Below are 21,276 nucleotides of genomic sequence, written 5' to 3' on the forward strand. Positions count from 1 at the left end.
CTGCAACGCACAAATGAGTATGTCGGATCACGATCCGACTTACGGGGTCTGTAAGAAATCATCTCCATAGTGTGGTGTGCGCCGCCGCATAACGCTACCGTTCACCGGGCCGCGGCGAAGTGCAAAGCTTCAGAATCCGCGCGGCCCGCGGCTTCGGTGCAACGGTTTGTTATCCCGTGGTCTCTGGCGTTGGCTCCCCACCGTAAATGTCGAACCCAATTTCGAGTCGACGGTCAGCAATCATTTTCATGACGCTGGCCGAAATGGTCAAACCCTCGTTGAATCCTTGCATGAACAAGCCGCAAAATAAATCGGCAGAATAGGTTTCATGAATTCTCTGCCAAACGCTGAGATCGTCGGACATTTCATCAAATAGCTTCCGTAGCTGGCCATCAAGGTTCTCCGGCGTCCTATCATCGACCGACTTCAGCCACATTCCGGTTTGAGCGACCCGGACTTGCCCAGTTTGATTGATTCGGATTTCCTCGCCCTTCGAATGACTGAATGTCGGTTCGGCACCAAGCAGCGCCGTGACCTCCGCAGGGACAAGTGAGTCACCGCTGATACGCAGGGACAGTTTCGACTTGTGGAGGTGTGCCATGAGTGAGCGTGAGAAAGAGTCGTGAGGGCAAGTCCATCTGGCGGGATAACGGCAGGGTTCAGCGAGCCCGAGCAGTTGACTCAACGCAAGTCACAGCGGCTGATCGAGGGCTTCGTCTGCAACCCTTTGTTATCCGCTCATCTTCAGCGGTAGTCCAGTAGTGGAGTCAACGGCGTGCCATCGGGTATGCACCGCAATCTGTCGCGCAAACGCCAGTGCCGGGTGATTTTCATCTTCCGGAATGTCGCTCGTTATCTTGAACACGAGAATAAAGGACTCAACGGCATGCTTCGCACCGACGAACAATGTTTCATAACGGAAGCTGGGATCGATATCGATCTCGGTTGGGCCGCGCCGAGATATTGCCGAACCAATGATTTGTTCACAGGCAGTTAAGAACTGTTCACGGACATGCTCTTTCGTGCCCATTGATCCGTTCGGGCGGGAGTAGTGAATGTCCCAACTCATCGCGTATTTTGCACCCTTGTTGTTCGGTTTCGTCGTGAATCGGTGAAGCGGATAACGCTGGCCATCACCCGGCACGCGCGAGTGTGGCCACCATGTAGAAAACGCCCGATCGCGTGCTCGGGTGGATGGCTTTGTTCGGCGATTTCTCACACCTCTGTCCACGTTACACAAGTTGGCAGCCTCGCGGGATGCAACACGAACTCGCGTATTGCCTGTCTTGCTTCCGTCTGAGAAATCACGTTTCGCAACAGTGTTTCTGAATGATGATCGAGTGCGACATAGAATGTAAAGATGCCTTTAGCATTTGGATCGCCCAAGCTCACGAAATACGGTGGATTTCCGGTATTGCCAACGAAACTTAGGCAACTTCCCACTAGTGCCCCCAGCACTATCGTCAGGCAATCTCCATTTGTGCGGACAACATCCACGGCCTGCGGCCTTTCCGACGACACTTGCTGTGTGATCGAATCCAGCAATGCGTCAAGTTCTTCAATTGTCGTCGCTCGGTCTGTGGTTCTCCAGGACACCTCTGCTATCACGTACGTGCTCCCGTGTGGTCGCCGAACGACTAAGCTCACCGGCCCGGCCGCGACACCAGTGTGCGGCTGATGCGCCCAGGGAGCAACGGGAAACAAAGCACATGGCCGGGTCCGGTGCAGCGCCGGGTTCGGCGTGCCTTGTGGGCTACCAACCACCCGGCGGGGGCTGGAGACGAGTCTTGAGGAACGCGAAGTACTTGTCCGCGCCCTCGAAGATGTCGGACCCAGCGCCCATGTACGCGCGGGCCAGCTCGTCCGCCGCCCGGTCCAAGCTCCCCAGCTCGAACTGGCACTGGCCCAGCCGAAGGTGCAGGAACGGGTTGCCGATGGCGTTCGGGCAGTGCATCGCCAGCGACAGGTTGTCCCGCCCGGCCGTGAAGTCGCCGCCGAGGAAGTTCGCGTCGCCGATGGCCGCGAGAATCCAGGTGGCCGCCTCCCACTCGGTTTGCGGCTCGGGGAGCAAGTCCCACGCGGCCCAGTACTGCTGGAGCGCGGCGGGGTACTGGCCCTTCTTGGCGAGGGCGTCGCCTTTCTTGCAGAGGGCTTGGGTGCGCTCGTGGGCTTCGTCCGAAAGCTCCGCCATCCGAGTGCCCTCCGCCGCCGAACGACCATGTTGACCGAGCCCCCGCCAATATGGTCTCTAAAGTTAGGAAAGGTCCGTCGGGGGCTTCGGTCCAACATTTTGTTCGTTGCTTAGCAGGTAAGGCTCTATCAAACCATTCTGTTCAGCGAACCTCGTCAACTTTGTATTCAAGTCATCAGGATCTCGCCAGTACGCCTCGTCAATTGCGTGGATCCGTTCACACCAATCAGGTAAAGTGTTTCTGTCAATTGTCTCGGGGTACTGTTTCATTGCGTCCCATCTCGCCGCGCGATCAGTAGGAGGCTCGACATCATCAAACAATATAGACGATGCATTGTGCAACAAGCGTTTAGTTTCTTCTGCACCCAAAGTCTCAAGACCGCTTAGTGCTTCACTAAATAGTTCGCCGGACGAATTTGAAAAAAACTGATGCATCCCTCCATTGTAAACCTCGCCATTTAGAATGGACACGGAGTAGTACAAACGTTCGATATCAGAGAATTGCCGCCAACCTTCCTCTTTTGCATATGCTCGCTTCACGAGTGATGTCCAGAGTTTACGCCAAGGATCATATTTCTTCCGTTCCTCGTGGTAACGTCGACCTTCTTTGATACGCTTTCTCGTACCGTTCTTGCAGGGCATACACAGGCCACCAGTAGTTTCGGCGGTCGTCGCCAAAATCTCAGCGTTGCATTCACGGCAATTTGTCTTGAGTGCTGTCATGTCTCTTGCAACGAACTTATATTCGACCGCAAAATCGCGGTATAGCACACGATTGAATTGCGGCCGAGTATGGATCGGTAAAAACAAATATGTAATACTGAGTAAAGAGTTGCGACGGATCGCTCGGAGTTTTTACCATGCTAGACCGCACTGGAGACCGTGCTATGCCGCAATCTTCACAATTCAAATCATACCCTTCTCAAAATGACCGCACAATACCCGGTCGGGGAGAGCCACGTTTTTTGGATCAGGTGGCCATTGCGTGCCGCTTGAAGCATTTTTCCTATCGAACCGAGCAGTCCTATGTCGCCTGGGTTCGTAGGTTCATTTTGTTTCACAACAAGCGACACCCCAAAGATATGGGAGCCTTGGAGGTTAAGGCCTTTCTCTCGGCGGGGTGGCACAGTTAAAGATTTTATTTTAAAAAAGTAATGCCACGCCCTTGCCGGTACCATTTCCTTGCACCCAACCGCATCCATCATCAACAACCGAGGGTGCCACTGGCGTTCCGCCAGTGCCAAGCATTGAAATCGGGTCGAAGCCATTAAGGACACTGCCTCCGATCCAACTTCTGAACGATGCCGTCCGAATCCCATCGTAAACGGGTCAAGCATTACCACGATGCCGGTGACGTGCATGAATTGACCTGTTCCTGCTATCGGCGATTGCCGCTCTTAACCAACAATCTCTGGCGCGGCTACCTGGCCCGTGCCTTGGATACTGCCGCCCAAGCGGCGCAAATTCAACTGTATGCTTTTGTCTTTATGCGGGAGCATCTCCATTTGTTAGTGAATCCCGTGGGCATCAATAAGAAGGAATCTCTAAGTCACTATCTCGCCGCTTTTAAACGCAAGTGTTCCGTCCAGGTGAAAGAAGATTGCGAGCGGGGTAATAATGCTCTCTTAGCGAAGCTGACCATTCAGGAACGTCCGGGGCGAATCGTGTTTCGCTTTTGGCAAGAAGGGGGTGGTTATGACCGCAACCTGAAAACCGCCGCCACCATCCAGGCCGCTATCGATTATCTGCATCTCAACCCGGTGCGCGCGGGCCTGTGCAAGCTGCCCACCGATTGGAAATGGTCGAGTGCCCGTTGGTTTGCCAGCGAGGCTCAAACAGACGACCCGGACTTGCCCCGACTCTGGAAACTGCCAGCCGAATACGCTAGGGCGTGAAATTTCGCACAGAAGGGAACGATTATCTTATGTATATCACGTCACGCCACGCAAGCACTGGCGAAACGCCAGTGGCACACGAATGCTTGTCAAGATGGCCCAATTAACGGTAGTTCGTGGTAGTGCAAGGAAATGGTTGCCAACAAGAACAGGGCAATGCTTATATGCACTGCAGGAGATTCGTCAGTGCCAATACGCGTTTGTCGGATCATGATCCGACCTACGGGATGATCCCTTGCTCACGCTGCGGGCTGAAATGTCCCTTGCTCACGCTGCGGGCTGAAAAACGCGATCCGCCCACTCCCCACTACACACTCCCCACTCCCCACTACACACTCCCCACTACACACTATCCACTCCTCACTACACACTCCCCACTATCCACTAGACACTCCCCATCACCCCGTCTCCCACGCCAGCGCCTTATCGGCAATGTCCTTGCGGCACCAGGCCCCGTCCCAGCGAATCGCTTTCACCGCGGTATACGCGGCCAGCTTGGCCTGGGCGATGGTATTACCCAGTGCCGTCACGCCCAGGACGCGGCCCCCATCGGTGACAATTTTGTTGTCGCGCACCGTGGTTCCGGCGTGAAAGACTTGAACATCGGGGACTTTGGCCGCGTCTTCCAAACCACGGATTGGCAGTCCCTTTGTATAATTGCCGGGATAGCCCTCGCTGGCCATGACCACACAAACGCTGGGTCGGGGATCCCAGGCAATCGGGGGCAATTCCGCCAGGCGCCCCTCGACGGTCGCCAGCAGCAAATCGCAAAAGTCGCTTTTTAGCCGCATGAGCAGCGGCTGGCATTCGGGATCGCCAAAGCGGACGTTAAATTCCAGCACCTTGGGGCCTTGATTGGTCATCATTAGCCCGGCGTAAAGCACCCCTTTAAAGGGTCGCCGAGCACGCTTCATGGCATGCACCACCGGAACCAACACTTGCTCTTCGATCTTGTGCAGGTCGGCGGGTTTCACCAACGGGGCGGGGCAATAGGCCCCCATGCCGCCAGTGTTTGGCCCTTTATCGCCATCAAAGGCCGGTTTGTGATCTTGTGCCGGAGGGAGCGTGATAATTGTTTGCCCATCGGTAATTGCCAACACGCTGGCTTCCTCGCCATCCAGGCGTTCCTCGATCACAATTTGGCGACCGGCGTTGCCAAATTCGCGTTGATCGATAATACGATTCACCGCGTCGATCGCTTCGACACGATTATGGCAGACAAAGACTCCCTTGCCCGAGGCCAAACCGTCGGCCTTGACTACGACGGGAACATCCTCTCGGCCCCGCAGGTAAATCAGCGCGCGTTGCGGATCAGAGAACGTTTGATAATCGGCCGTGGGAACGTCCGCTTGCCGCAGCAGATGCTTGCAAAAGGCTTTGCTCCCCTCGAGTTCGGCGGCGACCTGGCTGGGACCAAAAATCCGCAACTTTTCTTTTTGAAAAAGATCCACTACCCCCGCCACCAGGGGTTGTTCCGGCCCCACCACCGTCAGATCTATTTTTTGCGCTTTGGCAAAGGCGAGCAACCGGGGAAGGTCCGTGGCCGCGATGGGGACATTTTCTCCCACGGCCAGGGTGCCAGCGTTTCCCGGCGCGATAAAGACCTCGCGCACACGACGGCTTTGCCGCAACTTCCAGGCGAGCGCGTGTTCCCGGCCCCCTTGGCCAATTATTAAAATTTTCATGCTGGCAATTGTTAGTTAAATAAATAGTCTACCGGCCCCCCACTGAATCAAGCGATTTGCACCTTATTTTCAGGGATCATCCTAAAAAGACAAGCCGCGAAATCCGAACTTCCCCCAGCGGCATGATTTTCCACCACCAAGGCTTGTTATTTGCGGGTGGATTTCCTCAGTTAATTGACACAGGCGGGGATTTGGATATTACCAAAAGTTATGACTCGCCAGCGGCTAAAAACTTGTTAAGATACGTGCCTGAAATTGCCTGCTAGCCACCCCATTTGACCCGGGGAGGGTAGCAAAAAGAGGGAAAATGCGGTTTCTGGCAATTGTTGGGGAAAAGCCGTTGACAATCCGCTGACAAATCATAAACTGAAATAGTTCGTGAAAAAAGTCACAAGGACGACCCGGCTTTCGACCGAACGTATACAAAGCTTTTCCCTATACGGATTTCCGATCTTTGTGTTTCTGCAAATTTCGGATTTTTTGATGTTTAACCCGGTTGCAACCTCTTTTGACCAGACGCCATTACGGTGCTGTCATGGGTGAGTGATCATGGCTGAAGAGAAAAAACGCCCAACTGTTGCCGAGATTTTAGCGGCCGCACGTAAAAATAAACCTGCGGAAGGGACGGAGTCGTCGGCGCCCGCTGCGGAAATCCCGGAAAAATCGTCAACAGCCGCCACGGCCGCTACTTCACCCCCCAGCAATCCGGCCGCTGCCCCGGCAAAGGCCGCTCCGCCTAAGGTTGCTGCTGCTAAACCCGCTAGCGGTGGAAAGCCCAGCGTGGCTGAAATGCTGGCTATGGCCCGCGCTCAAAAAGCTGGCGGATCGCCCGCGCCCGCCGCGGCAGCGGCCACTGCGGCCCCCGCCGAAAAACCTGCTCCAGCGGCAAAACCCGCCCCTAAACCGGCTGAAAAAGCCGCGGATAAGGCCGCGGCCAAGCCAGCCGCCGCCAAAGTCGTGCCGAAGGACACGGCCAGTATTTTGGCTTCTGCTCGGGGGGGAGCAAAACCTGGCCCCGTGACCAAAGCTGAAGCGGCCGCGGCCGAAGCCAAGGAAGACAAAGAAGCCACCGCAGCCGCCAAGGCAAAATTAGCCGCGGTGCCGCCTATGCCGGCCAAGCCCGACTATGCCAAGCCCAAGCCAAAAGGAAAAGAAGCGGCGGAGATTTCGCGGCGGGGGATGTTTGGGTGGATTGCCGGCGCGGCGGCCTTTGTGACTGGCTCCGCCTTTGCCCTGGGGAACACCGCCATGGCGATGACCGGCGGGTTGTGGACATTGGGCATGGCGCGTTACATGTTTCCCAATATTCTTACGGAACCCCCCAGTCGGTTCAAAGTCGGCTTTAAGGACGCCTTTGCACCAGGTATGGTCGACACCCGATTTGTGTCTCAATTTGGCGTGTGGGTGGTCAATACCGAATTTCAAGGTCAACGCATGATTTACGCGTTGCGGACGGTATGCACGCACCTGGGTTGCACGCCAAATTGGCTAGAAGGGGAACAAAAATTCAAATGTCCGTGCCACGGCAGCGGTTTTTATAAGGATGGCATTAACTTTGAGGGACCCGCGCCGCGGCCCCTCGAACGATACGCGATCCGCATTGCCGATGACGGTCAACTAGAAATTGATAAAAGCCGGATGTTCCAAGAGGAATTGGGCCAATGGGCCGATCCCAGCTCGTTTATTCCCGTTTAAGCGGGTAAATTTTCCTTTTCGAACGACAATCGATCACTCGTTTTTTTATCATTTGCGAATCACCCACCCAAATCATCCCTTATCCCTCGACGGCTAGGAATTGTTCGCATGTCACTTGGCGAATCCATCCGTAATTCCCAAATTTGGAAAAGCATTTTTCGGCATCCGGCTCCGCTTGATCGGCGGAATCGCATCGTCGTGATGCTGACCAATTTCTTTTTGCACTTGCATCCCGTTTCCATCAAAAAACAGGGGATTGCGCTTAGTTATACCTGGTGCATGGGGGGGATCACGTTCTTTTTGTTTTTGGTCGAGACGATCACCGGCGTCCTGCTGATGTTTTATTACCGTCCCACGCTGCAGTGGGCGTACCAGGACATCATGAATTTGCGCGATGTGACCAGCCTGGGGGTGCTGCGCGAATTGCACCGCTGGGGAGCCCACGCGATGGTGATTACCGTCTGGCTGCACATGTACCGCGTATTTTTAACCGGCAGCTATAAACCCCCGCGCGAGTTTAACTGGGTGGTGGGTGTGATTTTATTGTTACTGACGCTGTTGTTGTCGTTTACAGGCTATCTATTGCCGTGGGACCAATTGGCAATTTGGGCGATCACGGTCGGTTCCAATATGGCCCGGGCCACGCCGCTTTTAGGCCATGAGGGACCATTGCAGGGATTGTTGTCGTTCGGTGGTCGGGACATGATCACTTCCGGCTCGGACGCGCGATTTGGGTTGTTGGGAGCGCGGTTTGTGGGTGAAGAGACCCTTAATCGCTTTTATGTGTTGCACTGTATTGCCATTCCCCTGGTGGTGGCGTTGCTCTTGGCGATCCATTTCTGGCGGGTGCGCAAGGATGGCGGGATTAGCGGGCCGCTGTAGCTTGGGCAGGAGTCCCGGGCGCGTTAGTGTCTGGGCGCTTCAGCATTTGGACGAATGTGATAGTCTGTTGAAAGATTTTTTGTTAATCCGGCGATTGTTACGCATTTGATTTGCCGCGCTGGCGGCGGGTGAAGGACGCAGATGGAACTTAGCTCGACACTGTTGTTGTCACCGCTGTTGGCGTCGGCCGGTCCCGACCCGGTCAAGCATTTGTACGCCGTGGCCACCTTTTTGGGGGGCTATTACGTGCTGATGGCCGTGATGAACGGCGTGGCGGCCTATCTATGGTGGCAAAGGGAAAACGATAACGCGCGGGCGCTCATTTGGACGGTGGTGGCGGTCCTGCTTGCCGGGGTGTTGGCACCCTTGGCCATGAGCGGCCATCAGGGCTGGGTCCCCAGCATGCCCGACTTTATTAAGCAGATCGTCAATTATCTCTCTGGACCGGTCGCCTACACCCTGGGAACCACCCTCATCCTGGTGGTGATGTACATCTTTCGGCGATTTTTTGTCCAGACGGATGTCGCCTGGACCATGCTAAATCTTTCGCTGCTGGCATTAGGCCTAGCGATGGCCGACCCCAACTTTGCCGCGATTGTCATGAAGCCCGACAACGTGCCAATCGTGGGGCTGGTTTACTTGCTGGGTTATTTTACCTGGCTGGCCACCGCCATAGCCGTAAAAAATGACGATCGGATCGAGCAAGGATTGCCTCCTTTAGAAAAGTCCGACGGCATGGACGAAAAAGTTCTCGTTTGGCCCGATCTGGTCTACACCGAATTGATCTGCATGATCGCCCTGACCGCGTTCCTATTGGTCTGGGCCATTGCCCTTCCCGCCCCGCTGGAAGAACCCGCCAGCAGCGTCAAAACACCCAATCCGTCCAAGGCTCCGTGGTACTTTTTGGGCTTGCAAGAAATGTTGGTGTATTTTGATCCCTGGTACGCCGGCGTGGTGCTCCCCAGCCTGGTCATTGTGGGTTTGATGGCCATTCCGTATTTGGATTTTAACAAAAAAGGAAACGGCTATTACACGATTAAGGAACGACAATTTAGCTATTTGGTTTTTCAATTTGGCTTTTTGGAATTGTGGGTGACGCTGATTATCCTGGGGACGTTTTTGCGCGGGCCTAACTGGAATTTTTACGGACCCTTTGAATTATGGGATCCGCACAAGGTTGAGGTGCTGTCCAACCGCGATTTGTCGCAATTCTTTTGGAATGACTTGTTGGGAATGCCATTGCCCAAGGCTCCCGAAGGCTCGGGGGCGGGGACGGGTTTTGCGTACATCTTGTTGCGGGAATTGCCAGGGATTGTGACGGTGCTGGCGTACTTTTTGTTTTTGCCGCCGCTTTTGGCCGTGACCGTGTTTCGCAAATTTTACGTCAAGATGGGCTTTGTGCGTTATATGGTCATGATCAATCTGTTTTTGTTCATGATGACCTTGCCAATCAAGATGGTCCTGCGTTGGACCGTCAACCTGAAATACTTTATTAACATTCCCGAATATTTCCTGAACTTTTAGCGTGTCAGAAGGACGTGACCGAGACGCGGCGTTGTTAAACGTCCGTTGGCTAGGGCGGTTTTTTTTCTGGGGACGCGGTTCATTTTTTGCGGTGATCGTTCATGCCTGCTAACGAACAAACCTGGCGCAGCCTGCCAAAACTGCATGTGGTCTTTGGGATCTCGGCGATCTTGATGTTTTTGACCACGGTGTGGCTCTTGGTGGCGGACCATAATCGCGAATGGCGGCAGTACCAGACAAAATGGTACGACTTGGAGGCGTGGAGCGTCTCGCAGCGCATTAACGAGACGGATTCGGCGAATTTTAAAAAGGACGTGGATAGTTTGCGGCGGGACGTCCTGGCCGATACCGTCCAAAGCTGGTTCGTTGATTCCACCGCCGTCGAAAAACTGGTCCAAATGGTCCAGGACGCCAAAGAGCTGGTGCCGTTAAAGTTGTCGACCGGTTATTTGACTTCGACGGATAATGTCACCGAGCAATTGACCACCGCGATTACCGCGGCCGGCACCGCCCGGAATGAGCTACTGACCGCCGCGGGCCTGGATCCCGCCACGGTCCCCCCCGGCCAACCTCTGCCGGACGACAACGCGGCCCAAAAGAAACTTTTGGAGATTGCCGCGGGACAGGGGACTACCGCCCAAACCGCCGCCCTAGAAAACTACCGCCTCGCACGGGAAAAAGTCCTTGGCCAAGTGCGCGACTTGATCAAGCAAGTATTTTTTGTGGAACAAAACCTGGTCGCGGAAGTGAAATTGCAACGCGCCAACCTAGACAAGGCCCGCGCGGAATACGACCAATCCATCAATGAGAATAAACCTGACGATGTTATCGCCAAATACAAAAAAACTTATAGCGATTTACAGCAACAACTCGAGGGGACAGAACTTGCCCGCCCAGCCCCCGGAACGCAACCCGCGGCCCAAGTGGTCGGCATGTTGCCGCAATTGCAACAGATAAAGACCTTGCGGGAAGGGCTGGAAGGCCAGCTAAAGTCCGTCACCGCCATCGAAACCGCCTCCCGCAAAAAGCTGGACGATCAACTGGCCAAGTTAGAGCAACTGCGCAAGAGCCTGGAAGAACGGGCGAATCATTGGCAAAAAGACGTTGTGGACCTACCCATCATCAATGCCTTTGGCGCGCGGCTGCGACCCGACCAAACCTGGCTCCCCAATCTTACCCAGACCTTTGGCAGCTTTGGCCAGGTGGCGCGGTTTGACCGCTGCACGACCTGCCACATGGGCATCGCCAAGACCAAGCCCGGCTCCGCGGTTGAACCCCTGTTTCCTCCCCAGCATTCGTTCACGGTGGAAATAATTGCCCCCGCGCTGGAACAGGACAAAATCAACGAAATGCAAGAAAAGTTCGCCGCGGGCGATCTGTTTACCGAAGGAAACAACTTTCTTTCACAGCAGTTTGGCTTTACCCTGGCCGAGACGGGGCTTTTCCGCCCGGACGAGGCCACCATCAGTTCCGTCCTGCCCGAAAGTTTAGCCGCCAAAGCCGGCCTGAACATGGGTGATGTGATTCTCTCGGTCCAGACCGCCGAGACTTCCACCATTAATCTGGCTTTCTCCTATCTCCTCGAGGACATGACGTGGGGGAAACCATTTAAAATTACCGTTAAGCGCGGCGCGCCGCAGCCTTATTGCGCCCATCCGCGCTTGGACTTGTTTGTAGGTTCGTTGAGTCCGCATCCGATCGAATCCTTTGGCTGCTCCGTCTGCCACCAGGGAAATGGCTCGGCCACGGCGTTCAAATGGGCGTCCCATACGCCGAACTTGGTCGAGACCGAATCGGAATGGACCAGCGAGTATGGCTGGTTTAACAATCACCATTGGGTTTATCCCATGTGGCCGGCGCGCTTTGCCGAATCCGGTTGCCTAAAGTGCCACCACGAAGTAGCTGAACTAGATTCCAGCGAACGTTTTCCCGATACCCCCGCCCCCCGCTTGGTGGAAGGCTTTAACACGATCAAGGATTACGGCTGTTTTGGCTGTCACGAAATCAACGGCTATGATGGGCCAAATCGCCGGATCGGTCCCGATTTGCGGAATGAACCTTCCTATTACGCCGCGGCGCAGCAGCTTTTGGCCGATGCCAAATTCAACGCCCTCGGCCCCGATGCCGTACAACTCGCCCAAACCGTGGTCCAACATCCCGAGGATGACGCCACTCGTCGGCGCTTGCTGGAAATGATCTCACTGGATGCCGCGGCGGCCGCCGCCGTGCGCGAGGGAAAATCCACCACTCCCCCGGTGCTGTCGCCGGACGCCCATCGCCTGGAAGCCGCGCTCAAGGATGTCTCCGTACCTGGCAAACTGCGCAAAGTCGGTCCCAGCTTGCGATTTATTAACGAGAAAGTGGGTTACGACTTTTTGTACGACTGGATTCGCGATCCGACGCACTTCCGCCCCACCACCAAAATGCCCCGCTTCTTTGGGTTGTGGGACGCGCTCTCCGGGGATCAACTGGAAAAAGCCAAGCTCTTTGAACAAGCCGAAATCCAGGGAATTACCGAATATCTGCTGACCGCCTCGCAGACCTACCAACCGGTGGAACCGACCGAAAAGGCGCTTCCCCCCTCGCTCGAACGGGGCAAGCAACTCTTTGAAGTGCGCGGTTGTTTAGCCTGCCACTCGCATGTTGATTTTCCGTCTATCACCGCCAATCAAGGTCCCGACCTGAGCAACCTGGGGGCCAAACTAAGTCTCGATCCGGTAAAGGGTCAAAAGTGGCTCTATAGTTGGGTGCGCGAGCCACACCGTTACCATGTCCGCACGGTGATGCCCAACCTGTACCTCGATCCCTACGAGGACGCGCAATTGGGCGTCATCGATCCCGCGGCGGATATCGCGGCCTACTTGTTTGCCTCTCAAAAATTAGATCCCCATTCGGACGCGGTCTACCAGCCGCTGGATGTCCCAGCGCGCGGGCTGGCCGGACCCGCCGCGACGGCCTTCAACGACCCGCAAAAATTCCAAAAGTTCCGCGATAGCGGCTATGACACCAGTATCAAGCTAACCGCCCTGACTCCCCTAGAAGCCCTGGCCTACGAGCACTTGATTGGCCGCTTTACTAAGTCGCGTGCCGCGGAATTACTGCAAAACGGACTCCCCGCGACCGCCGCCGAACAAATCCAAGGGGACGAGGCGCTGTTGATTGGCCTGACCGCCGAAAATCGCCACCAGCGCCTCTTGCAGTACGTGGGGAAGCGTTCGCTCAACAAGTATGGCTGTTTTGGCTGCCATGATATCCCCGGCTACGAGGATGCCAAGCCCATCGGCGCCGCTCTGGCCGATTGGGGCCGCAAGGATACCTCCAAGCTGGCGTTTGAAAATATCTCCGCCTACGTGCATCATGTCATGGAAGGTCATGGGCATGGCGGAAATAGCGGTCACGGTAACGCGCACGCCAATGATCAATCCGGCGGCCATGCGGGGGATATGCCTGGACCGGATAAAGGCGCTTTATCGCATGCAACGGGGCACGGGGCCGATGCGGTTACTCCCGCTGATCCCGCCACCAATAACAAACCCCTTAGTGCCACGGTAAACCCCGCGATCCTGGAACAGCAGGATGGACCTCCCCGGGTCGTGACCGATCCCTTTGCCCTGGCCACCGCCGATCCGCTTCCTCCGCTCTCGGTTCAAGCGCAAACACGCGAGTTCTTCATCGAAAAACTGCTCCTTAACGAGCGTGAAGGCTTTATCTGGCAAAAACTCAACGCCCCCCGCAGTTACGATTATCAAAAGACGGCCATGAAGCCGTACAACGATAAACTGCGCATGCCCAAGTTTCGCTTTGCCCGGGACGAGGCGGCCCACCAACGCGCGCTCGAATCGGTGGTCACCTTTGTGTTGGGCCTCGTTGCCGAACCACCCGCTCCGCAGTACATCTTTAATCCTCCCCCGGCCAAGCGGGACATCATTGCCGGTAAGTTGCTGCTAGAAAAATACAACTGCGGCGGCTGCCACATGATCAGAATGGAACAGTGGGATATCGCCTACACCCCGGAAATGATTGCTCCCGGGCCGGATTTTGACGGTTTCCCCTTTGAAAAACCGATTGTCACGCCGGAACAAATCGCCCAGTCCAAAAAGCTGAATGCGGCGGGGCTGATGACCGCCACCCTGCACGGTCTGGCGCAGCGTAATCCGCAAACAGGCGAAATACAAAAATTCAGCCTGGACGATGATTCGCCGCTGGAACCGGGGGACACCACGACCCCGGGATACTATAACTTTGACCTGTTTGAGCCGGTCATCCTCAATGGCGAATACCGCCAGGTAAGCAAAATCCCCGTTCGCGTGCCGGAAGCCGCCATCGCGCGTCGCGGCCAGGGAGACAACCGCTTGAAGGTCTTTCCCACCTTGGGGGGTGCATTTGCCAAGTATTTATTTCCCATCTTGGTAAAGAACGAAAAAGAATACAAATTAGATGGCAAGGAACAAGAGGCCTGGGGCTGGGGTCCACCGACACTCTTTCACGAGGGGCGTAAGGTTCAAACCGGCTGGCTGCACGACTTTTTGTTAGAACCCCACCCCATCCGTCCGGCCGCCGCGCTGCGCATGCCAAAATTTAACATGTCCTCCGCCGAGGCCCTCCAATTTGCCAATTACTTTGCGGCGATGGATGGTGTTCCGTACCCGTACGAGGCCAATCCCCAAACGCAAGAAACCTATTTAGCCGCCGCGCAACAAGCCCATTCCACCCGCTTGGACGACGCGCTAAAAATCGTCAACGCCCAATGCATCAAGTGCCACCTGCTCAATGATTACTCCGCGGGGGGAAGCCCCAAAGCGCTCGCTCCGCAGCTTAACCGCGTGCACGAGCGTCTGCGTCCGGAATATATTCAAAAGTGGGTGGCCAATCCTAATAGCATCCTTCCTTACACCGGCATGTTGCGGGTCATTGCCCACGGCGCTCCCGTCCCGGATGCCCAGTTCCCCGGCGAAACGCCTGAGGAGCAAAGCTCGGCCCAGTTGCAGGGGGTATTGGACCTGCTGCTGAATTTCCATAAGTACAGCAAATCGCAATTTTCGATCAAACCGTTGGTAACCGTTCCACCAGCGACCGATGGAGCGGCGACAGATGCCAAGGGGGCCGGGGCCAATGCCGCGCAACCGGAACAACCGGGCGAGACTTCCCCGGCGCAAACCCCGCCAGAATAATGCTTTTTTTGATGTCTTACCTTTGTCCGTCCCTATAATTCCTTACAGACCCAATTTACCGCTTGGCATGAGCGGTCCCACCTTGACCCGGGAGAAATCATTCGGCCTGGATGGCCAACTTCTCCCCCCGCGTAACAGGATAATTTTTATGAAACATTTCATTTTGACCGGCGTTGTGTGCGGACTATTTTTGTCGTTGACTCCGTTGCTTTGTTCCGCGCAGGACTGGGGAACACTGAAGGGAAAATTTGTCCTGGATGGCGAAGCCCCGGCTCCCAAGGAACTCAAGTGCGACAAGGATCCCGCGACCTGCTGTGCCCAAAAGTTGATCGACGACACCCTGGTCATTGGCCCTAATAAGGAAATCGCCAATGTGTTTGTGTACCTGCGGTCAAAGCCCAGCAAGGTCCACCCCGACTATGACAAGCTGGCGGCCACTCCCCTGGAACTAGACAACAAGAACTGCATGTTCACCCCCCATGCGTCGGTCCTGTGGAACAAGCGCAAACTGCTCCTCAAGAATTCCGACAATGTGGGCCACAACACCAACTACGGTTCGGCGGTACAAGGATTTAACGTACTGATCCCCGCGGAAGGTTCCGTGGACAAGACCCTAAAGGCGTCGGAGAATCTGCCGCAAAACGTAAGCTGCAACATCCACCCCTGGATGTCGGCCAAGTTGTTGGTGCGGGATAACCCGTACGGAGTTGTCTCGGCGGCGGACGGCACGTTTGAAATCAAGCATCTCCCCCTGGACAAAGGGGCGGAGTTTGTCGTGTGGCATGAAAAATCGGGCTACGTCAAATCGGTCAAGTTCGCCAGCGGCGCGGTCGACGACAAGGGTCGGTTCAAGCTGGACATAAAGGCTGGCGACACCGACCTGGGCGAGATCAAAATCCCGGTCAAGCTGCTGAGTAAGTAATTTGGCTTTTTGGTTTTATGGTAAGTGGTTTTTGGTGGTTCGGCATCACACTAACATTAGGTGGAAATATGAAACTTAAATCTTTTCAGTTGATGTTAGTGTGTATTTTACCCATGGCGGCACTTGTATTGACGGGTTGTTCCTCCAGCTATCCCGATCCGCGGCCCGACCTGGACGCGGCGGCCGCCATCCGGACCAAGTGGAAAACCGCGGCCCCGGCGGCGGACGCCACCGAGCAGGCCGCCCCCGTCGGCACCGGTTGGGGGACGCTGAAGGGGCGGTTCGTGTGGGACGGCGAAATTCCCGTCCAAGCGACCTTGAATTGCGATAAGGATTCCGGCACCTGTTGTAAGGAAAAAATTCTGGATGAATCGTTGGTGGTCGGCTCTGACAAGGGAGTCGCCAACATCATCGTCTTTTTGCGCAGCAAGGCCAGCCGCATCCATCCCGAGACCGAGAAAATCGCCGAGACCCCCGTGGTGCTGGACAACGTCAAGTGCGTCTTTCGCCCGCATGTCTCCGCCCTGTGGACCAAACAAAAGCTGATCCTCAAAAACTCCGATGACGTCGGCCATAACACCAACTACTCCTCCACGTCCCAGGGATTTAACGAACTCTTAGCCCCCAATAGCACCAAGGAACGGACACTCGCCAAGGGAGAGAACGCCCCCGCCGGGGTCAGTTGCAACATTCATGGTTGGATGGCGGCGCGCTTGCTGGTGCGGGACAATCCCTACTTTGCCGTGACCAAGGCGGACGGCACGTTTGAAATTCCCAACCTGCCCGCGGGGGAAGAACTGGAATTCAAAATCTGGCACGAAAAAAACGACAAGCTGGAACTGGCCGTGGGGGACATTAAAGTGGCCAAAGGTTCGTTTAAGCTCAAACTAACCGAAGACGAGACCAAACCCCTGGATGTTTCCTTAACACCCGCCATGTTCGGCAAATAGCCCTTCCCGCGACTCACCAATGAGATGCCAGCCTTGCCTAACCACCAATCTATAATTTCCCCGATCCCGTTTAGTAACATGTTCGCTTTAACAAGTATTTCCCGCTGGGCGATCATTGCCGCTGTGGCCGTGCCGTTTTTTACCGGTTGCGGCCAGCCCGAGCCGGCCCGCTTTCACCTGAATATGGTTCATGCGGTAAAAAATAAAATCTCGCCCAAGAAACAGCAGGAAGTGGCCAATCTGCTGACGGCGTTGTTTGGGACGCCGGATGACCCGTATTTGCCGCCGGAATTGCAGGCGGACGGGGGGTTGGATATCAACCTGGTCCGGCGGGCGGCGGGCCCGGTGGGGAGTGACGTCAGCCGCAAAAAAAACGGTCTGTACCGCGAACATTGCGTGCACTGCCACGGAATTAGCGGGGACGGCATGGGGACAACCGCCGCGTTTCTTAATCCCTATCCCCGCGATTACCGCCCCGGTCTGTACAAGTTCAAATCGACCAGTTCGGACACGCCGGTCCGGCCCACGCATGACGATCTGATGCGAACCCTGGTTGAGGGGCTGCCCGGCTCATCGATGCCGTCCTTCCGCCTGTTGCCGGACCAAGACCGCGAGGCGCTGGTGGAATATGTGAAGTACCTGACTGTCCGGGGGGAAACCGAACTGGCCCTCTATCAAATGGTCAATGACGAATTTCCGGGCGAGGACGAATCGCTTCCCCAGGATCAAGAAACCATCGTGGCACTCGCGCGAACGAACGTTGATAAATGGATCAATTCCCTCGCTCAAACCATCGAACCGCCGACACCACCCGCAAACTTTGGCACGGCTGAATCGATCGCCCTGGGGAGGGCGGCGTTTTTTGACGCTAAAAAAGGAAATTGCACCAGTTGCCATGGGACAACCGCGCTGGGTGACGGTCAATTGATCGTCAAGGACGAATGGTCAAAAAGCGTGGTGGAGGCCCGGACCGTGGCGGGGGAGGGTACCGAAAACCCCGACACCGCCGCATTAGCGCTGATTGATCAGTTTTCGCTTCCCGTGCGGTTTTTGCAGCCGCGCAATCTGCGCAACGGCATTTATCGCGGGGGACGACGGCCCCTGGACATCTATTACCGCGTCCACGCGGGGATCCAGGGTTCCGGCATGTCCGGCGCCACGGCCGAGGCGACGCCCGACGAACGTTGGGCGATTGTGGATTATGTCCTGTCCCTGCCGTACGAGCCGGGAGGAGCATTGCGGTTTGACCCCCATGCCGAACAGGCGGCGCCGGTCAAAGAGACGAATTAGTGGGTAGTGGAGAGTGTGGAGTGAAAGGTGGGACGTGGAGAGTGGGCGGGGAGTGGTAAATCGGTGGTGGGCGGTATTTTTTGAACTTTTGATGTTTGACGCCGGAGGGTGAATCCGTGGCACGACTTTGGAGTTTACTGGTGTTGGCCGTGTTGATCGGCGGGGTGCTGACCTTTGCCATCGGCCCCACGTATCGCATGAGCTTGCCGCAGGATGTTTCCACGCATGGACACACCATCGACGGCCTGTATTACTTTATCCTGGCCTTGACCGGCATCGTGTTTATCGCCACGCAGTCGGTGCTGTTCTATTTTATGTGGCGGTACGAGGCCAACACCAACAAAGACCCCATCACCTACACGCATGGCAGCCACACGCTAGAGATCGTCTGGACGATTATTCCCGCAGCCACGCTCTTGTTTATTTCTATTTTTCAGTTTGATTCATGGGCGGAAGCCAAGATGCGTAATCCCATGTACGGTCCCGACGGCAAGCCCGGCACCGCGGACGACATGCCCCCCACGCTGGAAGTGACCGCGCGGCAATGGGAATGGCGGTTGCGATACCCTGGCCAGGACGGGCGCCTGGGAACCGCGGACGACCTGTTCACGGTGAATGAACTGCATGTGCCGGTCAATCAGGACATTGTGGTTTCGCTGAAAAGTATGGACATCTTGCATAGCTTTTTTCTGCCGGAACTGCGGGTCAAGCAGGACGCGGTGCCGGGGATGAAAATTCCCGTTTGGTTCCAGGCGACCAAAACCGGACGGTACGAGCTGGTCTGCGCCGAGCACTGCGGCGCGAGGCACTATGCCATGAAAGGCATGCTGGTGGTGGATACTCCCGAAGATTACCAAGCTTGGCTGCGCAAGTTGACCCGCGAGCAATTTCGCACGCAACCCGCGACCACACAGACAAACGCCACCGCGGACAATGCCACCTCCAATAATGCCACCTCCAACAATGCCCCCGCCGATTCCACACAACTCACTTCCGCCAATCAGGGTGAACTATAATGAGTAGCGCCGCACTCCCCTCGCATGATAGCCACGGCGTGGCCCACCATGCCGACGCGCATGGCCATGGCCACTCGGCCAGCTTTCTGAGCACTTACGTGTTTTCGCTCGACCACAAGGTGATCGGGATTCAGTTTTTGTTCTCGACCTTGATCTGGTTTTTGATCGGCGGGCTATTGGCCCTGGCGGTGCGCTGGCAGATCGCCTGGCCCTGGTCGCCGGTGCCTGGTTTGGCGCATTTGTACACGGCCGAAGGGGGCCAGATGTCCCCGGAGGCGTACACCATGCTGTTTACCATGCACGCCACGGTCATGATCTTTTTGGTCATTATCCCCATCTTGGCCGGGGCGTTTGGCAACTTTTTGATTCCGCTGATGATCGGCGCCGACGACATGGCGTTTCCAACGCTAAACATGCTGAGCTATTGGTTTATGTGGCCAGCATTTATCTGCTTTGGAGCCAGCTTTTTTGTGGAGGGAGGGGCTTCGGCGGCGGGCTGGACCAGCTATCCCCCGCTAAGCGTGGTTAAAACCGCGACCCCCGGCAGCCTGAATGGCCAAACACTCTGGCTCCTGGGCCTGACATTTGTCGGCGTCAGTTCCATGATGGGCTCGGTCAATTACATGACCACGATCATCTTGATGCGCGCCCCGGGCATGACAATGTTTCGCATGCCATTAACCATCTGGGGGATGTTTATCACCGCGGTATTGCAGGCCTTTGCCCTGCCGGTGCTAACCGCCGCGGGCTTTATGCAGCTCATGGACCGCGAGATGGGAACCGGCTTTTTTACGGCCGAAGGAAACGTTGTGAACAACTTTAGCGTCTCCGCCGGGGGGGGGCAGCCGCTGCTCTGGCAGCACTTGTTCTGGTTTTATTCCCATCCCGCCGTGTACATCATGATCCTCCCCGCCATGGGAATGGTCAGCGACATCCTCAGTTGTTTTGCCCGCAAGCCCATCTTTGGATATAAGCCGATGGTTTATTCCATCGCCGGGATTGCCGGCCTGGGCTTTATCGTCTGGGGACATCACATGTTTGTGTCGGGGATGAATCCGGCCCTGGGGATGACCTTTATGGTTTCCACCATGATGATCGCGCTTCCCAGCGCGATTAAGACATTCAATTGGCTGGGGACCATTTGGGGGGGGAAAATCCAGTACACCACGCCCATGCTGTTTGCCCTCTCCTTTGTTTCGATGTTTATCATCGGGGGGCTTTCCGGCATTTTCATGGCGGCCACGCCGGTCGATATTTTTATCCATGACACCTATTTCATCGTCGCCCACTTTCATTATGTGTTGTTTGCCGGCACGGCGATGGGCGTGTGGGGGGCGATCTACTTTTGGTTCCCCAAAATGTTTGGCCGGATGATGAACGAATTTTGGGGGAAAGTCCACTTTTTGCTAACGTTCATCTTTTTGAACGGGACATTTTTTCCCATGCACATCCTGGGGGCGGGGGGATTTCCCCGCCGTTTGGCCGATGCCTACCACTATGAGTTATTCCAGCACATGCAGCCGCTGAATGCGTTCATGACGTGGTGCGCCATTGGCATGGTTGCCACGCAAATCATCTTTGCCATCAACTTCTTTTACAGCATGTTTTATGGACCGGTGGCGGGACGAAATCCCTGGAAGGCCAATGGACTGGAATGGTCCGCCCCCAGCCCCCCGGGCCATGGTAACTTTGATTTCCAGCCGATCATTTACCGCGGGCCTTACGAATATGGCTCTCCGGAAACGACCGAGGATTATTACCCGCAAATCCAGCCTCCCCCTCCGGGGGCTAAACCGGCCGTGGAACATCACTAATTTTTGAACGGCTCCGCGGCGGCGATCCAGTGACTCGCCGCCGCCCCATTTTCTTATCCGCCCCTCATGCCCCCCACTTCCCCACAGTCGACTTCCCCGTGGCCGCTTTGGCTGGCCGGAATGTTGTGCTGCGCGACTTGGGTGCTGATTTTTTCGGGCGGGCTGGTCACCACCACCGACGCCGGGATGGCCTACGCCGATTGGCCGAATAGCGGCGGGTATTTTTTGCTCTTTTTGCCCT

15 protein-coding genes and 1 pseudogene are annotated in these 21,276 nt (G+C 55.9%); 11 read left to right on the forward strand and 5 right to left on the reverse strand.

Features of this window, described 5'->3' with window-relative positions:
• Positions 1 to 169: 169 nt before the first annotated feature.
• The 4 genes from SFX18_13810 to SFX18_13825 all read right to left on the reverse strand — a co-directional run bounded on the left by SFX18_13810 (position 170) and on the right by SFX18_13825 (position 2,914).
• The gene (locus tag SFX18_13810; protein ID MDX1964225.1) at positions 170 to 601 is read right to left on the reverse strand and encodes a DUF4279 domain-containing protein; all 432 of its coding nucleotides are present in this window, start codon (positions 599 to 601) and stop codon (positions 170 to 172) included.
• Positions 602 to 730: 129 nt separating this feature from the next.
• Positions 731 to 1,030: a hypothetical protein gene (locus SFX18_13815; GenBank protein MDX1964226.1), complete on the reverse strand. Its 300-nt coding sequence runs from the start codon at positions 1,028 to 1,030 to the stop codon at positions 731 to 733.
• 723 nt (positions 1,031 to 1,753) lie between these two features.
• Entirely contained in the window at positions 1,754 to 2,191 is a 438-nt protein-coding gene (locus tag SFX18_13820; GenBank protein ID MDX1964227.1) for a hypothetical protein, read from the reverse strand.
• Positions 2,192 to 2,254: 63 nt separating this feature from the next.
• Entirely contained in the window at positions 2,255 to 2,914 is a 660-nt protein-coding gene (locus tag SFX18_13825; protein ID MDX1964228.1) for a DMP19 family protein, read from the reverse strand.
• Positions 2,915 to 3,078: 164 nt separating this feature from the next.
• Here SFX18_13825 and SFX18_13830 point away from each other — a divergent pair.
• Together SFX18_13830 and SFX18_13835 are read left to right on the forward strand one after the other, a co-directional pair.
• Positions 3,079 to 3,303: pseudogene (locus SFX18_13830) on the forward strand (site-specific integrase).
• A gap of 189 nt (positions 3,304 to 3,492) precedes the next feature.
• A complete protein-coding gene (locus tag SFX18_13835) occupies positions 3,493 to 4,086 on the forward strand; it encodes a transposase (protein ID MDX1964229.1) in 594 nt (197 codons plus the stop codon).
• Between the two features lie 398 nt (positions 4,087 to 4,484).
• Here the strand turns inward: SFX18_13835 and purD are convergent, their stop codons facing one another.
• Entirely contained in the window at positions 4,485 to 5,780 is a 1,296-nt protein-coding gene (purD, locus tag SFX18_13840; protein MDX1964230.1) for a phosphoribosylamine--glycine ligase, read from the reverse strand.
• Positions 5,781 to 6,320: 540 nt separating this feature from the next.
• Between purD and SFX18_13845 the strand changes: the two genes are divergently transcribed.
• The 9 genes from SFX18_13845 to SFX18_13885 all read left to right on the forward strand — a co-directional run bounded on the left by SFX18_13845 (position 6,321) and on the right by SFX18_13885 (position 21,035).
• Entirely contained in the window at positions 6,321 to 7,466 is a 1,146-nt protein-coding gene (locus SFX18_13845) for a Rieske (2Fe-2S) protein (protein MDX1964231.1), read from the forward strand.
• A 108-nt stretch (positions 7,467 to 7,574) separates the two neighbouring features.
• Positions 7,575 to 8,348 carry a cytochrome b N-terminal domain-containing protein gene (locus SFX18_13850; protein MDX1964232.1) on the forward strand — a complete coding sequence of 258 codons (774 nt, stop codon included), beginning with the start codon at positions 7,575 to 7,577 and terminating at the stop codon, positions 8,346 to 8,348.
• A gap of 141 nt (positions 8,349 to 8,489) precedes the next feature.
• Entirely contained in the window at positions 8,490 to 9,872 is a 1,383-nt protein-coding gene (locus tag SFX18_13855) for a hypothetical protein (GenBank protein ID MDX1964233.1), read from the forward strand.
• A gap of 101 nt (positions 9,873 to 9,973) precedes the next feature.
• Positions 9,974 to 15,043, forward strand: a complete 5,070-nt coding sequence (locus SFX18_13860; GenBank protein ID MDX1964234.1) for a hypothetical protein — start codon at positions 9,974 to 9,976, stop codon at positions 15,041 to 15,043.
• A 148-nt stretch (positions 15,044 to 15,191) separates the two neighbouring features.
• Positions 15,192 to 15,965: a hypothetical protein gene (locus SFX18_13865; protein ID MDX1964235.1), complete on the forward strand. Its 774-nt coding sequence runs from the start codon at positions 15,192 to 15,194 to the stop codon at positions 15,963 to 15,965.
• A gap of 113 nt (positions 15,966 to 16,078) precedes the next feature.
• Positions 16,079 to 16,915 carry a hypothetical protein gene (locus SFX18_13870; GenBank protein ID MDX1964236.1) on the forward strand — a complete coding sequence of 279 codons (837 nt, stop codon included), beginning with the start codon at positions 16,079 to 16,081 and terminating at the stop codon, positions 16,913 to 16,915.
• Positions 16,916 to 16,993: 78 nt separating this feature from the next.
• Positions 16,994 to 18,205: a cytochrome c gene (locus SFX18_13875; GenBank protein ID MDX1964237.1), complete on the forward strand. Its 1,212-nt coding sequence runs from the start codon at positions 16,994 to 16,996 to the stop codon at positions 18,203 to 18,205.
• 116 nt (positions 18,206 to 18,321) lie between these two features.
• Complete coding sequence (coxB, locus tag SFX18_13880) at positions 18,322 to 19,221, forward strand: cytochrome c oxidase subunit II (protein MDX1964238.1); 900 nt, start codon at positions 18,322 to 18,324, stop codon at positions 19,219 to 19,221.
• A complete protein-coding gene (locus SFX18_13885; protein MDX1964239.1) occupies positions 19,221 to 21,035 on the forward strand; it encodes a cbb3-type cytochrome c oxidase subunit I in 1,815 nt (604 codons plus the stop codon). The genes coxB and SFX18_13885 overlap by 1 nt, the downstream gene beginning before the upstream one ends.
• Positions 21,036 to 21,276: the final 241 nt, after the last annotated feature.

It is taken from the genome of Pirellulales bacterium (assembly GCA_033762255.1).
In the GTDB taxonomy this organism is placed as follows: domain Bacteria; phylum Planctomycetota; class Planctomycetia; order Pirellulales; family JALHPA01; genus JANRLT01.

Bases quoted from the DNA above. Each gene is read 5' to 3' on its own strand.
- SFX18_13835 (MDX1964229.1), top strand. From the start codon at position 3,493: ATGCCGTCCGAATCCCATCGTAAACGGGTCAAGCATTACCACGATGCC.
- SFX18_13860 (MDX1964234.1), top strand. From the start codon at position 9,974: ATGCCTGCTAACGAACAAACCTGGCGCAGCCTGCCAAAACTGCATGTG.
- SFX18_13845 (MDX1964231.1), top strand. From the start codon at position 6,321: ATGGCTGAAGAGAAAAAACGCCCAACTGTTGCCGAGATTTTAGCGGCC.
- SFX18_13850 (MDX1964232.1), top strand. From the start codon at position 7,575: ATGTCACTTGGCGAATCCATCCGTAATTCCCAAATTTGGAAAAGCATT.
- SFX18_13820 (MDX1964227.1), bottom strand. From the start codon at position 2,191: ATGGCGGAGCTTTCGGACGAAGCCCACGAGCGCACCCAAGCCCTCTGC.
- SFX18_13870 (MDX1964236.1), top strand. From the start codon at position 16,079: ATGGCGGCACTTGTATTGACGGGTTGTTCCTCCAGCTATCCCGATCCG.
- SFX18_13825 (MDX1964228.1), bottom strand. From the start codon at position 2,914: ATGACAGCACTCAAGACAAATTGCCGTGAATGCAACGCTGAGATTTTG.
- SFX18_13865 (MDX1964235.1), top strand. From the start codon at position 15,192: ATGAAACATTTCATTTTGACCGGCGTTGTGTGCGGACTATTTTTGTCG.
- SFX18_13815 (MDX1964226.1), bottom strand. From the start codon at position 1,030: ATGGGCACGAAAGAGCATGTCCGTGAACAGTTCTTAACTGCCTGTGAA.
- SFX18_13810 (MDX1964225.1), bottom strand. From the start codon at position 601: ATGGCACACCTCCACAAGTCGAAACTGTCCCTGCGTATCAGCGGTGAC.
- SFX18_13875 (MDX1964237.1), top strand. From the start codon at position 16,994: ATGTTCGCTTTAACAAGTATTTCCCGCTGGGCGATCATTGCCGCTGTG.
- SFX18_13855 (MDX1964233.1), top strand. From the start codon at position 8,490: ATGGAACTTAGCTCGACACTGTTGTTGTCACCGCTGTTGGCGTCGGCC.
- SFX18_13885 (MDX1964239.1), top strand. From the start codon at position 19,221: ATGAGTAGCGCCGCACTCCCCTCGCATGATAGCCACGGCGTGGCCCAC.